Origin of the sequence: Pseudomonas sp. RIT623, from assembly GCF_004519305.1 — a bacterium.
Taxonomy (GTDB): domain Bacteria; phylum Pseudomonadota; class Gammaproteobacteria; order Pseudomonadales; family Pseudomonadaceae; genus Aquipseudomonas.
Genome location: NZ_SOZA01000006.1, coordinates 60,792 through 74,801 on the forward strand (window position 1 = coordinate 60,792; position 14,010 = coordinate 74,801).

The window sequence follows — 14,010 nt, forward strand, 5'->3', positions numbered from 1 at the left end:
GGGCAGGCCGGCTGCCATGACGCCCTGCAACGACCGGATACAACAATAAGAACCAGAGGTGCACATGCAAGAGCAACTGAAGATCGCCGGCGCATTCGTCGGCGTGATCGTGGGCGCGGGCTTTGCGTCCGGGCGGGAACTGCTGTTGTTCTTCGTCGATTTCGGCCTGTGGGGCCTGGTCGGCGCGCTGGTCAGCGCCGCCTTGTTCACCTTCCTCGGCATGGCCCTGGCCGGGTTGGGCAACCGCCTGCGGGCCACTTCGCACAAAGCCGTCATCGAGGCCATCTGCGGGCGTCACCTGGGGCGCTGCGTCGACTGGCTCATCACCTTCTTCATGTTCGGCGTGACCGTGGTCATGCTTGCCGGTGGCGGTGCCTTGCTGGAGCAGCAGTTCGGCATTCCGGCGCTGGCCGGCAGCGTGCTGGTCACCGTGCTGGTGGTGGCCATAGTCTGCCTCGAGGCGCAGAAGGTGATGGTCGCCATCGGCGTGATTACGCCGCTGCTGATCCTGGTGGCGTCGGCCATCGCCTTGTACGCCGTGTGCACTCGCGGCCAGAGCTTCGCCGCCCTCGACCAGCTGGCCAGCCAGCAGGAGCCCGGCGCGCGGCATTGGTTGCTCGGGGCGTTCCTGTATGTGTCCTACAACATCGTCGCCGGGGCGCCAATCCTGGCGATCCTCGGCGGCTCGGCGCGCACGGGCCGGGTCGCGGTGCTTGGCGGCCTGCTCGGTGGCGCGGCGCTGGGCGGCTTGATGCTGGTGATGAGCGCGGGGCTGCTGTCGCGCCTGGACAGCGTCGCCGCCTTGCCGATGCCGATGCTGTCGATTGCCAGCGAGGTGTCGCCGTTGCTGGGGTTGCTGATGTGCCTGATCATCTTCGGCATGATCGTCAACACGGCCGTGGGCACACTGTTTTCGTTCCTGTCGAGGTTGCTGCCGGCAGGCACGGCGAAGTTTCGCTGGGGGGCGGTGGTGACCGGGGGCGTGGGCTTTGCGTGCAGCCTGGTGGGGTTCATCAGCCTGGTAGGGCAGGTGTATCCGCTGTTCGGCTACCTGGGGCTGGTGCTGATGGTGGCGGTGCTGGTGGGATGGCTGCGACGGGGCAAGGCGGGGAAGGTGGCGGTGGTTTGACCGGCGTCTTCGTCGGCAATGCCGGCTCCTACACGGGGTTGCTGTAGGAGCCGGCTGGCCGGCGAAACGGGCGGCTTAAATGCGGAAGCTGCCCACCAGCTGCTTCAGGCGCCCGGCCTGCTGGCTCAGGGCGTCGCAGTGGCGCAGGGTTTCGTTGAGGTTCTCCACCCCTTGCTGGTTCAGCGCGTTGATCTGGGTGATGTCCAGGTTCAGGCTCTCGACCACGGCGGTCTGTTCCTCGGTGGCGGTGGCCACCGACTGGTTCATGCCGTCGATCTCGCCGATGCGCTGGGTCACGCTGGCCAAACGCTCGCCGGCCTGGTTGGCCACCTGCACGGTCTGCTCGCTGGACACCTGGCTGGTGTTCATGGTGTGCACCGCTTCGCGCGAGCCCACCTGCAGGCTGGTGATCATGCGGTGGATCTCTTCGGCCGATTCCTGGGTACGGTGGGCCAGGTTGCGCACTTCGTCGGCGACCACGGCGAAGCCACGGCCAGCTTCACCGGCACGGGCAGCCTCGATCGCGGCGTTGAGCGCCAGCAGGTTGGTCTGCTGAGAAATGCCCTTGATCACGTCGAGGATCTTGCCGATCTCGTCGGTGCTGGCATTGAGGGTCTCGATTTGCTCGCACGACTCGCTGATGCGCTCGGACAGGGCGGTCATGGCGCTGATCGCTTCCTCGACCACCTCGCGGCCACCGTTGGCCTGTTCGCTGGCACCGCTGGCATGCTGCGAGGCATCGGCGGCGTTGCGGGCGATTTCCTGGGTGGCGGCGCCCAGCTCGTTGATCGCCGCGGCGACGCTGTTGGTGCGCATGCTCTGCTCTTCGGAGCCGGAGAGCGAGGCGTTGGAAGCACCGACGACTTTTTCCGACAGGTCATGCACCAGGCGGGTGGCCGACGATACTTCGCTGATCGAGGCGTGGATACGTTCGACGAAGCGGTTGAACGAGGTGGCCAGTTCGCCGAACTCGTCTTTCTGCTCCACGACCAGGCGGCGGGTCAGGTCGCCTTCGCCTTCGGCGATGTCCTGCATGGCGCGACCCATGGTGGTCAGCGGACGCATCAATACCGGGATCAGCAAGCTCAGCAGGCCTGCGATGACGGCCACGGCGATGAGCATGGCGATGATCGCCGAGGTGCGGAACTGGCTCAGTGGTGCGTAGGCCTTTTCTTTGTCGATCGACAGCCCGATGTACCACTGCGCCGACGGCAGGCCATCGACCGGGGCGAAGGAAATGATCCGGTCCTTGCCGTCCAGGCTGACTTCCTGGATGCCGGTTTCCACGCGCAGCGGCGAGCCTGGGTAGATGTCCTTGAGGTTCTTCATCACCCGGTCCTTGTCCGGGCTGACGATCACCTGGCCATTGCGGTCGACCAGGAACGCGTGGCCGATGCCGCCGAAGTCCACGGCGTTGATGATGTCGACCAGGGTGTTCAGGCTCAGGTCGCCGCCGACCACGCCGATCAGCTCGCCGCTGCCCTTGGCCTTGACCGGCATGGCGATGGTCACCACCAGGCCACCGACCGCCGCCATGTAGGGCGGGGTCAGCATGGTCTGGTTGGCGGCCACGGCCTGGGTGTACCAGGGACGCTGACGCGGGTCGTAGCCGTCAGGCATCTTGGCGTCGGGGCGCTGGGTGAACAGGCCGGTGTTCTGGCCGAAGTAGGTGAACTGGAAGTTGCTGGTGTACGACGGTTGGTCGACCAGGCCTGGCACGTTGTTGCCGGCGCCTTGCTGGGCGATGTCCTGGGCCAGGTTTTCCAGGACCAGGATGCGGCCGCTCATCCAGTTCTGCACGCTGCTGGCGGTCTGCGCGCCAGCCTGGCGCACCGACGACTCGATGTTCTGGCGGATGGTGTTGCGTTGCAGGTAGTCGTTGTACAGGGTGAACAGCGCGAAGGCCAACACAACGACGGCACACGCACTGAGCAGGATCTTGTGGCGGAATTTCAGGTTCATGTTTCGAGACCTTGAGCCGGTGAAAGGAGGGCGCCGCGCGCTTTTGGCACGCTTGGCAGGACCTGTTGCCACGGTTATCGGCCGCTTCTGAAAAATGTTGAAAGACTAAATGCCGCAGTTGTTGGCGGGTACGCCTTAGGGCTTGTAGGAAAAGTCTCCAAGCGACGTCAGCAAGGCGACCAGCGCCCGGGCGGCCTGGCCGAGGGGTTGCTGCTTGAGCCAGAACGCGTGCACGGGCAGTTGCAGTTCGTTGCGGGTGTTCTGGAACGCCAGGCGCACCAGGCGCCCGGCGGCCAGCGAGGGCGCGATCCGTGACAGCGGCAGGTCACCCCAGCCCAGGCCCGCCTCGACCATTTGCACGGCCAGGTCGAGGCTGTCGGTGCGCCAGTGCGAGGTGCCGATCAGCGAGCGAGGGTCGGACAGCGGCAGGTCGCGGCTGCGTACCAGGATCTGGCGCAGGTTGACCAGGTCCTCGAGGTGGCGGATACGCCCTTCGCGCAGGGCCGGGTGGTGCGGCGACAGGGTCGCTACCAGCGACTCCATGGCGATGAACTGGAAGCTGCGCCGCGGATCGACCTGCAACCCGGCGAAGGCCAGGCACAGGTTGGCCCGCCCGCTGTCGAGCAGTTGCAGGGCCTCCTCCTGAGGGGCCGCCAACAGCTCGATATCGAGCAGTGGATAGCGCTCGCCCAGGCGGGCGATGGCCGTCAGCAACGGGCGCTGGTCGATATCCGGCACCACGGCGATGGCCAAGCTGCTTTCCAGCCCACGGGACAGCTCCAGGGCATGCACTTGCAGCAGGCCCAATTGCTCGGCGATCAACCGCGCGTGCGGTTCCAGGGCCAGGGCCTGGGCGGTGGGGCGCGCCTCGCGCGAACCGCGTTGGAACAGGGCGTAGCCAAGCTCCGCCTCAAGGTTGCCAATGGCCATGCTGACCGCCGAGGGTACGCGCCCGGAGGCCCGGGCGGCGGCGGAAAACGAGCCGCGGTCGAGCACGGCGAGGAATAGCAGGATGGTGTCGCTGGAAAAGTTCATGGCAGTCTCCTTTCAGTAAATCTGAAAGGTGTCGACTTTTTCTGTCAAGGTAATTGATGCAATCTGCGCGCCTTTCGTGCAACCCGCAGCAAAGGTAAATCCCGTGCAAGGACTCAAACGCAAACTGGTCTACGTGACCTTCTATGAACTGATCGGCCTGTGCATGTCGACCCTGGGGCTGGCCTACTTGTCCGATACCGAGGCCTCGCACACCGGGCCGTTGGCCGTGATGATCACCACCATCGCCATGGCCTGGAACTTCATCTACAACAGCCTGTTCGAGTGGTGGGAAAGCCGCCAGGCCACGCGTGGGCGCAGTGTGGCGCGGCGGGTGGCGCATGCCATTGGCTTTCAGTTGACCTTGGTGGTGTACCTGATCCCGTTGATTGCCTGGTGGCTGGGCATGACGCTGCTGGAGGCGTTCCTGGTGGACCTGGCGTTCATCATCCTGATCCCGTGCTACACCTTCCTCTACAACTGGGCGTTCGACCGCATTTTCGGCCTGCCCACTTCGGCCATGGCGACTGCCTGACACAGTCTGTAGGAGCCGGCTTGCCGGCGAACACCGGCATAGCCGGTGCCATCCACCGCGTTGCCGGTTCGCCGACAAGCTGGCTCCTACGGGCATTGCAGGGCCGCAACCGGCGTAGGCACCGGCCCCGGCGATCTTTGCCAAGGGCTGAAATCCTGGTGCTGCCGCGCAGCCCTTTTCGCGACGCAAGGCCGCTCCTAAAGGAGCGTGTCGGCTTCGGATCAGGGCGCTCGATAGCCCAGCAAACTGTCCTCCACCTGGCCCGACAGGTAGTACACCCCGGCCATGGCGCCGCTCTGGCGGTTCTCCATCAACTCTTGCCATTCCTGGTTCAGCGCCACGTTGAGGATCACCCGCAACTGCTCGACCATCTGTGGCTGCTCACGGTCATGGGTGATGAGACCGTAGCCGGTCACCGCCACCGAGATCATCGCCCCGGCCGCCTTGCCCACCGCGGCGGCGATGGCGCTGGCCGCGCCGCGCGGCGCCAGCGTGGCACCGAGCTTCTCGCTGGCCTGAGTGGCCACCGACGACAGCCCCGCCTCGGTCTGGCCGGGGGCCTTGGCAGCCTGTTGGTGCAAGTGCTGGCGCAGTGCTTGCCAGGCCGGTTGTTGCTCCAGGGATTTGGCCTGCAGTAATTGATAGAGCGAGGCGTTGCGCGCCGACGGCGGGCCCAGGGCGATGATCGGGATGCGGTTGAGGCGCTGGCTGAACTGCTCGGGCGGGGCGTTGTAGCGTTGGATGATCGTCGGCAATTGCTGGCCGAGCAGTTGCAGGTACAGCTCGCTGGCGCGGTCGCGAATGCCTTCGGGGTTGATCTGCTCGGCCACCGGGTCGATCACCCGCTGGCGGTATTGCTCTTGCAGGTACAGGCCCAGGCGTTTCTCCGCTGGAACCTGGTCGTTGCCGCTGTTCATCTTGTACCAGGCCACCTTGAGGGTGAGCCATTGCTGGGTCCAGTAGCCGGTGAACCAGGGGATGAAATCGTTCTCGGTGCGTTGCTGCACCTGCTCTTTCCACACCCGCATCGAGCGCCGGGCATAGTCGTTGGCCGAGCCTGCGGCGGCAACCGAGGCTTCGACAATGTCCTGGTCGATGCGCTGCCACACGGCTGGCGGCAGGTTCTGCGGCGGCGGCGCGGCGGGCAGGCGTTTGCCAGCGCAGCCGGCCAGGGCCAGCAGCAGGCACAGCGGGACGATCACCAGGCTGGGTTTCACGCGGATGGCCTCCCAGGGAAGGGGCTATCGGCAGTATAGGTTCGTCCTGCTGGACGGGGCGCGGGACAAGCCCGCTCCTACCGGTACTGGGGGCAATACCGGTAGGAGCGGGCTCGCCCTGCGATGGGCCGCAGAGCGGCCCCCTTTGCAGGTTGGCAAGGCATGTTCAGCGCTCCAGTTTCAGGTGCAGCAATGGGTAGGGGTCGCCTTGGCCATCGACTTCGCTGCGCCCGACCTGGGCGAACCCGTGTTTCAGGTAGAAGCCCGCCGCCTGCGGATTCTGTTCGTTGACATCGACCTCGCGCACGCTCAGTTCCTCGATCACCTGGGCCAGCAACGCCTTGCCGATGCCCTGGCCCCGGCACGCCGGTTCGACGAAGAGCATTTCCAGCTTGCCGTCATGCACCCCGGCAAAACCCTGGATCTGCCCCTGGGCATCGTGCCAGGCCCGCAGTTGGACAAAGCCCAGGTACTGCTCGCGCACCAGCGGCTTCAAGCGGTCGATATAGCCCTCGGGCAGAAAGTCATGGGTCGCCCGCACCGAGGCTTCCCAGAGATCGGCGAGCCGATCGAAGTGTTCCGCGCCAACTGGCGCGATGCTGTGTTTCATAAGCCCTCCAAGGCTCCGTGGTGGAAACGCCGGGTAGGGTACGGCATTGCGCTATGCTCGGCACTTCTCTTGCGACCCTTGGAGCGCCGATGACCCTTGCCAAGGCCGATGCCCTGCTGCTGGTGGATGTGCAGTGCGCTTTCATGGAGGGCGCCGATGCGGTGCCCGCACACCTGGCCTTGCAGGCGAGCATCGCCCGCCTGCTGGCCCGTGCCCGCCAGGCCGGGGTGCCGGTGATCTTCCTGCAGAACGACGGTGTGCCCGGTAGCCCGGACGCCCCGCACAGTGCGGGCTGGCAACTGTACTTCGCGCCTGTTCGGGGTGAGCACCTGCTGTTCAAGAGCGAGGACGACGGCTTTCGTGAAACCGAACTGCACGCGCTGCTGATCGCGCTTGGCGTTCGCCGGCTGGCCCTGTGCGGGTTGCTTTCGGACATGTGCCTGACCGCTACCGCGCGCGCCGCGCTGCAACGTGGGTTCGCCGTGCTGCTGCCCCACGATGCCCATGCCACCTACGACGTGCCACCGGGGCCGGGTGGCTCGCCAGGGGTGCCCGCCGCCCTGGCGGCGCGGGCGGCGGAGTGGTCGCTGGGTGACGAAGTGCAGATCCTGGCCGGGGTCGACGCCCTGGGTTTCAGCTCGGCCAGCCTGACTGGCGGATGAGGCTGCAGAAGTTGCCGGGACGGAACGCCGGGTCCTTGTCGGCGATGACGTCGGCCTTGACGTTGCCGAAAGTGGTCTGCGGCTTGTGGCGGATGCCATCGTGGAATGCCTGGATGATCGCTTCCTTGAAGTGCTCGCCGCGCGGATGCGCCGCCACTACCGCATCGCGCTCGCCGGCGGCGAGGGCGTCGTGGTGCAGGCCAAGCACGTCGGTCTCGACCCCGGCGGTAAGCAGCGCGATCAATGGGTGCATGTGCTCGGGAATGCCTGGGGTGGTGTGCAGGGCAATGGCGGTCCAGACTCGTTCGATATCGCGCTCGTCGATGCGCTGCTGCTGCAGGAAATCGCGGGCGGCGTTGGCGCCATCGACCTCGAAGCGGCAGCAGTCGCTGCTGTGGGCGTGGGTCAGGCCCATGTCGTGGAACATACAGCCGCAATACAACAACTCGGCGTCGTACTTCAGGCCCAGGCGGCGGCCGGCGAGGGCGGCGAAATAGTAGACGCGGCTGGAATGATGGAACAGCAACGGTGAAGCGGTGTCGCGAACCCGCTCGGTGATTTCGCGGGTCATGGCGGTGTCGGGGATCTGAATGCCGGCGATGGACATGGTGAGAATTCCTCGTTGGGTGAGTGGCCAGTGTGCGGAGTCTGGTTTTTGTCTTCAATTGACGTAATACGTCAAAATCTGCCATTGTCCGCCAAACCAGGACGCGCGCTTACACAGGCGTGCATGCCAGCAACGAGTGCCTGCCATGCCCATCTCCCTCGCCATTCTCGCCATGCCTGGCGTGCAGTTGCTCGATGCCTGCGGCCCCCTCGATGTCTTCGCCGAGGCCAACCGCCAGCTTGGGCGCGAAGCTTATCGTCTGTCGCTGCTGGCCTGTGAACCCGGCCCGCTGGTCAGTTCCTCCGGGGCCAAGCTGCTGCCCGATGGCTGGATCGGCGATACCCTCGGCCCCTTCGACACCTTGTTGATCGCCGGCACGCCCCAGGCCGCCGAGCAACACCTGCGCAGCGGCATCCTCGACTGGCTGCGCCAGCATGCGGCCAGCAGTCGGCGCTACGGCTCGGTATGCACGGGCGCCTTCGCCCTGGCCGCCGCCGGCCTGCTTGACGAATGTCGCATCACCACCCACTGGGCGGTGGCCGAGGCGCTGGCACTGCGTTACCCGCAAGTGCGGGTCGAGGCCGATGCGATCCAGGTGCACGACGGCAAGGTGCGCACCGCCGCGGGCGTCACCGCCGGGCTGGACCTGGCGCTGGCCTTGGTCGAGGAGGACTTGGGTCGGGAACTTGCCAAACAGGTCGCGGGCCAGTTGGTGATGTATTTCAAGCGTCCAGGCGGGCAGTTGCAGTTCAGCCGCCAGGGGGCGTCATCGGCGCTGGGGCGCTCGGCGTTGCAGGGGCTGCAGCGTTACGTGGCGGCCCATCCGGCGCAGGATCATGGCATTGCCCAACTGGCCGCCCGGGTCGGCTTGAGCCCACGTCACTTCGCCCGGTTGTTCCAGGCCGATGTCGGCATGACCCCGGCGGCCTGGGTGGAGCTGGCGCGGGTCAATGCCGCGCGCGAACGCCTGGAAAGTGGCCTGGAGCCGCCCAAGCAGGTGGCGGCGCTGTGTGGCTTCGCCAATGCCGACACCTTGCGCCGGGCGTTCGTCCGGCATGTCGGGGTGACCCCGGCGGAATACCGCAAGCGCTATGCGCAGCCGTTCTGATCGAGGTCGAGCTTGGCTTCCAAGCGGTCCAGGTGCTCATGCATCAGGGCCAGGGCGCAGGCCTCGTCGCCGCGCTCCACCGCATCGATGATCGCCGCGTGCTCCTGCCAGGCGCAGTGCTCGCAGCAGGGCGACTCATAGCGGGCGATGATCAGCGAGGTCATCGGCACCAGGCCATCGAGAAAGCGTGCCAGCGGTGCGTTGGTGGCCATCTGCGCCAGCTTCATGTGGAACTCGCCACCCAGGCGAATCGCCGTGCAGCGCTCACCGTGCTCATGGTGCTGGCGCTCGCGCTCGACCAGCAGGCGCAGTTGGCGGATCTGCGCTGGGCGCGCACGCTGGGTGGCCAGGCCGATCAGCGTGGTCTCGGCCAGGCGCCGGGCGCTGAGCACCTGGCGCGCCTGCTGTGGGTCGGGTGCTGCCAGGTGCGCGGTGTGGCTGGGGCGCTGCACCACCACCTGCTGGTCGGACAGCCGCCCGAGCACCCGACGGATCACCGTGCGGCTGACGCCAAAGGCATTGCCCAGCGCCTGTTCGGGCAGCGGGCTGCCCGGCGGCAGGCGTTGCTCGAGAATGGCGTCGAACAGCCGGGGGTAGATCTGCTCGGCCGACAGGCGGGTCTCGCCGACGCCGAGCAGGGCAGGCAGGCGGGGGGCACAGGCGCTCATGCTCGCTCTCCTTCTTTATTAAATGCCGGGGTGGTCGTCAGGGATGTTCAGGGCGATGCCCATGCGCTGGCCTTCGGCGAGGATATGTTGGCGCATCTGCAGGCTGGCCTGGGCGCTGTTGCGCTCGCGGATGGCACGCACCACCGCCTCGTTCTCGCTCAGCCGCGCGGCCAAGTGCTCAGGCGAGTTGCGCAGCATCTCGGCGCTCTGCTTGAGGGCATTGCTGGTCTGCTGCACCACGCTCTGGAAGATCGGGTTGGTGGTCAGCGCGAACAGCGCCTCGTGGAAGGCAATGTAGGCATTGACCCCGGCCTCGCTGTCCTGGGCCTCGAGGGCTTCGCGCATATCCATCAGGGTCAGGCGCAGTTGGCCGATGTCCTGGTTGCCGGCCGATTGCGCGACCAGGCCGGCGATGAAGGGTTCAAGGGTGTAGCGCAGCTCGAGCACGTCGGCCAGGCTGGCCGCGGCGACGGCTTCCGGCTCCTGGGCCTGGGCGGTGTCGGCGTCGAGCACCAGCACGCCCTTGCCCGGCAGCGAGCGCACCAGGCCCAGGGTTTCCAGCACGATCACCGCCTCGCGCAGGCTGGGGCGACTGATGCCCAGTTGTTCGGCCAGCTCGCGCTGGCCGGGCAGCATGTCGCCGCTGCGCCACTGGCCACGGGCCAGCGCCTGGCGGAGTTTCTCCACCACTGAGTTGACTACGGTTGAAGAGCTGATCACGGTTCGCTCCTTGGTTGACGCTGCATCTTTGCCGTTGGCGGGCCGGCGCGAGGCGCCGGCGGCCTGGGGCTTAGAATTCCTGTTGATGAGGTTGGCCCTGCTTGCGGGTGGTCGGGGCGTAGCCCGGTTTGTTGGCCAGTACATTGTTGGCCCGCTCCAGGTCGATATCCTTTTCCCAGCGGGCAATGGCCACGGTGGCGACGCAATTGCCGATCAGGTTGGTCAGCGCGCGGCCGATGCCCATGAACCAGTCCACCGCCAGCACCAGCACCAGGCCCACCACCGGGATCGCCGGCACGGCGGTCAGGGTGGCGGCCAGGATCACCAGGGCCGAGCCTGGGATGCCGTGAGCGCCCTTGGAAGTCACCAGCGACACCAGCAGAATGGTCAGCAGGTCGGTCATCGCCAGGGGCGTGCCGGTGGCGTTGGCGATGAACACGATGGCCAGGGTCAGGTAGATGGAGAAACCGTCGAGGTTGAACGAGTAACCGGTGGGGATCACCAGGCCGACGGTGGAACTGCCGATGCCCAGGTGTTCGAGCTTGCGCATCACCTGCGGCAGCACGGCGTCGGAAGAGGCGGTGCCGAGGACGATGGACAACTCCTCGCGCAGGTACTTGATGAACGGCAGCAGCTTCAGGCCCGAAAGGCGCATGACGGTACCCAGCACGATCAGCACGAAGCCGGCGCAGGTCAGGTAGAACAACGCCACCAGCCCGCCCAGGTGTTGCAGCGAGCTCAGGCCGTACTTGCTGGTGGTGAAGGCGATGGCGCCGAACACGCCGATCGGCGCCAGGCGCACGATCATGCCCATGATGCGGAAGATCACGTGGCTCAGCTCGTTGATCAGCCGCGAGATGCCCGAGGCCGACTCGCCCACCAGGTTCAGGGCGCTGCCGAACAGCACCGAGAACAGCAGCACCTGAAGGATGTTGTTGTCGGCGAAGGCGCCCACCACCGAGGTGGGGATCAGGTCCATGAGGAAGGTGGTGGTGCTGTGGATGTGCGCGCCGCGTTCGGCCAAGGCGCCGGCATCGCTGCTGGAGAGCTGGTCGAGGTGGATGTTGGCGCCGCTGCCGATGCCGCTGGTGAAGGCGAACACCAGGCCGATCACCAGGGCCAGGGTGGTCAGCACTTCGAAGTAGATCACCGATTTCAGGCCGATGCGTCCGACCTTCTTCAGGTCGCCGGCCCCGGAAATGCCGCTGACCACCACGCAGAACACGATCAGGCCGATGAGCATCTTGATCAGCTTGATGAAGCCGTCACCCAAGGGTTTGAGTTGCAGGGACAGGTCGGGGAAGCTCAGGCCGCAGACAACGCCTAGGGCGAGGCCGAGCACTACCTGGAGGAAAATCGAACGCGAACACCATTTGAGCATGGGAGGAGTCTCTGGTCGGTGTCCTTGCCCCCCAAGCCACACGGAGCGAAAGAGTGCAGGACTTAATTATTGTGGTCTTACCGGTTTGTTCACTGCGAGGGCCATGAAACGCCGAAATTTTCGACTTTGCAAGGCTTTTTGGCCTGACCGGTCTGACCAGTTATGGTGCATCGACACGGCACTTGCTCTAGGGTGGTACACGGCGGGATTTCAGGCTTTGGCCAGGACCTGATCGACGGCGGCGATCAATTTGCCCAAGTCCTTGGGCGGGGCGTTATGGATGACACCGAAGAGGTAGGCACGCTGCTCTTGCTCGTCGTCGGGTTCGACGAAGAAGGCTTTCGGTTTGACCCCCAGCGCCTCGGCGAAGCTCACCAGGGCCTCGATGCTGGGGGTATAAGTGCCGGTTTCGAAGCGGCTTATGGTCTTGGGGTCGAAACCGGTACGCTCGCCCAGTTGTGCCTGAGTGAAGCCCGCCAGTTTGCGGTAGCGGCGCAGGGCAGGGCCTAGACCTGTTCTCGTCATCGCTCAATTCCCATTTAGAATCAAGCACTTAACGATATATAGCGTTATAGCGCAACGCCATGATCCATCACCTTTATTTGCAAAATGTGATGGAGTTCGTAGAATTGGCCGCTTTGATTGATCAGTCATTCAAGTAATTGTCCAGGGCGATCCGGCCAACTGCCGGCCCGTGCGCAAGCGTTGTCGGACATTTGAACTGATCCACGATGAACGGTTCCGGCACCCCTGGCGTTCTGTCAGGCAGGTCGTCGGGCTGTGTATGAATGGAGTCTCAGCGTGCGTCAGAACCTGCCGGTCAACCCGGTCGAGCAAAGCTTTCCCGAGCACCAGCGGCTCATTTCGGCGACCGACACGGCCAGCTTGATCACCTACTGCAACGCCGAGTTCGCCGCCATCAGCGGTTACAGCCAGGACGAGCTGATCGGCAGCCCGCACAACCTGGTGCGCCACCCGGACATGCCCGAGGCGGTGTTCGAGCTGATGTGGCAGTACCTCAAGGCGGGTCATAGCTGGATGGGCATCGTCAAGAATCGCTGCAAGAACGGTAATTTCTATTGGGTCAACGCCTACGTCACGCCGATCCTTGAAGAGGGCCGGGTGGTTGGCTACGAGTCGGTGCGGGTATGCCCGACCCGCGAGCAGGTCTCACGGGCCGAGGCCCTGTATGCACGTCTGCGCGAGGGCAAGGCAGCACTGTCGCCCGCGCGCCGCCTGGCCCTGCTGGGCCGTGCCCTGGCCGTGCCCCTGGCGGGCGGTGCGCTGGCCGTCGGCGCCAACCTGTTGTGGCCGGGCCTACCGGCGCAGGGGCTGACCCTGGCGCTGTTCGCCGGCATCGGCCTGTGGGCGCAGAGCCGCATGGGCCGGCACCTGCGGCGTATCGTCGAGGGCGCCGACAACACCTTCAGCGATCCGCTGGCGGCGCTGACCTACAGTGACCTGGCCGGTGCCGCCGGGCAACTGCAACTGATCCTGATCAGCGAGGAAGCCCGATTGAAGACCGCGCTCACCCGCTTGAGCGACCTGGCCGGGCAAATGGCCGGGGCTGCCCAGGATGCCGGGCGGCTGTCGCGCGGTACCGAGTCGGCACTGCTCGAGCAGCGCGCCGAAACCGACCTGACGGCCACCGCGATGACCGAGATGGCCGCCTCCATCAGCGAAGTCGCCGGGCATGTGCAACTGACTGCCGAACAGGCCCAGACCGCGCACCTGCTGGCCCAGCAGGGCAGCCAGGTGGCCGATGCCACGGGCGCGGCGATCCATGGTTTGGCCGATACGGTCGGGCAGATCAACCAGGCGGTCAACGACCTGGCCGGTCAGACCGGTGCCATCGCCGAGGCCGCCGGGATGATCCGCGCCATCGCCGAGCAGACCAACCTGCTGGCGCTCAATGCGGCCATCGAGGCCGCCCGGGCCGGCGAGCAGGGCCGCGGCTTCGCGGTGGTGGCCGACGAGGTGCGCGCCTTGGCCGACAAGACCCGCCAGTCCACCTTGCATATCCAGAGCATCATCGACAGCCTGCGCGGCGGCGCCGAACAGGCGGTGAGCATCGCCAGCCAGGGCATCGCCGGCGCCGAGCAAGGCGTGACCCAGGTGGCCCTGGCGCAGGAGGCCTTGCAGGGCATCCGCCACGCGGTGTCGCGGATCAGCGACATGAGCCAGCAGATGGCTGCCGCCGCCCAGGAACAGTCGGCCGTGGCCGAGGATGTCTCGCGGCAGATCAACGGCGTGGCCGGCACGGTCCAGCAGAGCGCCCGCAGTGCCAATGCCGCCGCGTCGCGCGGCACCGAACTGGAGCAGGTCTGTGCCGGCTTGCGGGCGCTGGTGGAGCGCTTCAACCGCTAGGTTGCCAAGGTT

14 protein-coding genes and 2 pseudogenes are annotated in these 14,010 nt (G+C 65.9%); 6 read left to right on the forward strand and 10 right to left on the reverse strand.

What is annotated here, in order from left to right:
- The first annotated feature begins 64 nt into the window (after positions 1-64).
- Positions 65-1,129, forward strand: a complete 1,065-nt coding sequence (locus E3U47_RS06295) for a hypothetical protein (protein WP_134690138.1) — start codon at positions 65-67, stop codon at positions 1,127-1,129.
- Between the two features lie 75 nt (positions 1,130-1,204).
- On the opposite strand, the gene E3U47_RS25445 is transcribed toward E3U47_RS06295, so the two are convergent.
- The 3 genes and pseudogenes from E3U47_RS25445 to E3U47_RS06305 all read right to left on the reverse strand — a co-directional run bounded on the left by E3U47_RS25445 (position 1,205) and on the right by E3U47_RS06305 (position 4,126).
- The gene (locus E3U47_RS25445; protein WP_372239487.1) at positions 1,205-1,945 is read right to left on the reverse strand and encodes a methyl-accepting chemotaxis protein; all 741 of its coding nucleotides are present in this window, start codon (positions 1,943-1,945) and stop codon (positions 1,205-1,207) included.
- 114 nt (positions 1,946-2,059) lie between these two features.
- Positions 2,060-3,091, reverse strand: a pseudogene (locus E3U47_RS25450) (cache domain-containing protein); the annotation flags it as partial.
- 135 nt (positions 3,092-3,226) lie between these two features.
- Complete coding sequence (locus tag E3U47_RS06305; protein ID WP_134690140.1) at positions 3,227-4,126, reverse strand: LysR family transcriptional regulator; 900 nt, start codon at positions 4,124-4,126, stop codon at positions 3,227-3,229.
- Between the two features lie 103 nt (positions 4,127-4,229).
- On the opposite strand from E3U47_RS06305, the gene E3U47_RS06310 reads away from it, so the two are divergent.
- Complete coding sequence (locus E3U47_RS06310; RefSeq protein WP_134690141.1) at positions 4,230-4,658, forward strand: PACE efflux transporter; 429 nt, start codon at positions 4,230-4,232, stop codon at positions 4,656-4,658.
- A gap of 221 nt (positions 4,659-4,879) precedes the next feature.
- Here the strand turns inward: E3U47_RS06310 and E3U47_RS06315 are convergent, their stop codons facing one another.
- The gene (locus E3U47_RS06315) at positions 4,880-5,875 is read right to left on the reverse strand and encodes a hypothetical protein (protein WP_134690142.1); all 996 of its coding nucleotides are present in this window, start codon (positions 5,873-5,875) and stop codon (positions 4,880-4,882) included.
- A 166-nt stretch (positions 5,876-6,041) separates the two neighbouring features.
- Complete coding sequence (locus tag E3U47_RS06320; RefSeq protein ID WP_134690143.1) at positions 6,042-6,485, reverse strand: GNAT family N-acetyltransferase; 444 nt, start codon at positions 6,483-6,485, stop codon at positions 6,042-6,044.
- A gap of 89 nt (positions 6,486-6,574) precedes the next feature.
- On the opposite strand from E3U47_RS06320, the gene E3U47_RS06325 reads away from it, so the two are divergent.
- Positions 6,575-7,147, forward strand: coding sequence for an isochorismatase family protein (locus E3U47_RS06325; protein ID WP_134690144.1), 573 nt, complete (start codon positions 6,575-6,577; stop codon positions 7,145-7,147).
- Here E3U47_RS06325 and E3U47_RS06330 read toward each other — a convergent pair.
- A complete protein-coding gene (locus E3U47_RS06330) occupies positions 7,119-7,754 on the reverse strand; it encodes an HD domain-containing protein (protein WP_134690145.1) in 636 nt (211 codons plus the stop codon). The two genes, E3U47_RS06325 and E3U47_RS06330, sit on opposite strands and share 29 nt — an antisense overlap.
- 145 nt (positions 7,755-7,899) lie before the next feature.
- Here E3U47_RS06330 and E3U47_RS06335 point away from each other — a divergent pair, with 145 nt between their 5' ends.
- Positions 7,900-8,862: a GlxA family transcriptional regulator gene (locus E3U47_RS06335; protein ID WP_134690146.1), complete on the forward strand. Its 963-nt coding sequence runs from the start codon at positions 7,900-7,902 to the stop codon at positions 8,860-8,862.
- On the opposite strand, the gene E3U47_RS06340 is transcribed toward E3U47_RS06335, so the two are convergent.
- From E3U47_RS06340 to E3U47_RS06355, 4 genes are all read right to left on the reverse strand, one after another.
- Positions 8,844-9,530 carry a GntR family transcriptional regulator gene (locus tag E3U47_RS06340; protein ID WP_134690147.1) on the reverse strand — a complete coding sequence of 229 codons (687 nt, stop codon included), beginning with the start codon at positions 9,528-9,530 and terminating at the stop codon, positions 8,844-8,846. The two genes, E3U47_RS06335 and E3U47_RS06340, sit on opposite strands and share 19 nt — an antisense overlap.
- An 18-nt stretch (positions 9,531-9,548) precedes the next feature.
- Positions 9,549-10,250, reverse strand: a complete 702-nt coding sequence (locus tag E3U47_RS06345; RefSeq protein WP_134690148.1) for a FadR/GntR family transcriptional regulator — start codon at positions 10,248-10,250, stop codon at positions 9,549-9,551.
- A 70-nt stretch (positions 10,251-10,320) separates the two neighbouring features.
- Positions 10,321-11,631 (reverse strand): C4-dicarboxylate transporter DctA, encoded by a 1,311-nt coding sequence (locus E3U47_RS06350; protein ID WP_134690149.1) that lies wholly within the window; start codon positions 11,629-11,631, stop codon positions 10,321-10,323.
- A 210-nt stretch (positions 11,632-11,841) separates the two neighbouring features.
- A complete protein-coding gene (locus tag E3U47_RS06355) occupies positions 11,842-12,156 on the reverse strand; it encodes a helix-turn-helix domain-containing protein (RefSeq protein ID WP_134690150.1) in 315 nt (104 codons plus the stop codon).
- A 276-nt stretch (positions 12,157-12,432) separates the two neighbouring features.
- On the opposite strand from E3U47_RS06355, the pseudogene E3U47_RS25455 reads away from it, so the two are divergent.
- Together E3U47_RS25455 and E3U47_RS06360 are read left to right on the forward strand one after the other, a co-directional pair.
- Positions 12,433-12,714: pseudogene (locus tag E3U47_RS25455) on the forward strand (PAS domain-containing protein); the annotation flags it as partial.
- A gap of 180 nt (positions 12,715-12,894) precedes the next feature.
- Positions 12,895-13,998, forward strand: a complete 1,104-nt coding sequence (locus E3U47_RS06360) for a methyl-accepting chemotaxis protein (RefSeq protein ID WP_372239488.1) — start codon at positions 12,895-12,897, stop codon at positions 13,996-13,998.
- The last annotated feature ends 12 nt before the right edge of the window (positions 13,999-14,010 follow it).

What these genes read in the sequence shown, in the direction of transcription:
- E3U47_RS06295 (WP_134690138.1), top strand. Translation starts at nt 65, where the DNA reads ATGCAAGAGCAACTGAAGATCGCCGGCGCATTCGTCGGCGTGATCGTG.
- E3U47_RS25445 (WP_372239487.1), bottom strand. Translation starts at nt 1,945, where the DNA reads ATGCGCACCAACAGCGTCGCCGCGGCGATCAACGAGCTGGGCGCCGCC.
- E3U47_RS06305 (WP_134690140.1), bottom strand. Translation starts at nt 4,126, where the DNA reads ATGAACTTTTCCAGCGACACCATCCTGCTATTCCTCGCCGTGCTCGAC.
- E3U47_RS06320 (WP_134690143.1), bottom strand. Translation starts at nt 6,485, where the DNA reads ATGAAACACAGCATCGCGCCAGTTGGCGCGGAACACTTCGATCGGCTC.
- E3U47_RS06325 (WP_134690144.1), top strand. Translation starts at nt 6,575, where the DNA reads ATGACCCTTGCCAAGGCCGATGCCCTGCTGCTGGTGGATGTGCAGTGC.
- E3U47_RS06330 (WP_134690145.1), bottom strand. Translation starts at nt 7,754, where the DNA reads ATGTCCATCGCCGGCATTCAGATCCCCGACACCGCCATGACCCGCGAA.
- E3U47_RS06335 (WP_134690146.1), top strand. Translation starts at nt 7,900, where the DNA reads ATGCCCATCTCCCTCGCCATTCTCGCCATGCCTGGCGTGCAGTTGCTC.
- E3U47_RS06340 (WP_134690147.1), bottom strand. Translation starts at nt 9,530, where the DNA reads ATGAGCGCCTGTGCCCCCCGCCTGCCTGCCCTGCTCGGCGTCGGCGAG.
- E3U47_RS06350 (WP_134690149.1), bottom strand. Translation starts at nt 11,631, where the DNA reads ATGCTCAAATGGTGTTCGCGTTCGATTTTCCTCCAGGTAGTGCTCGGC.
- E3U47_RS06355 (WP_134690150.1), bottom strand. Translation starts at nt 12,156, where the DNA reads ATGACGAGAACAGGTCTAGGCCCTGCCCTGCGCCGCTACCGCAAACTG.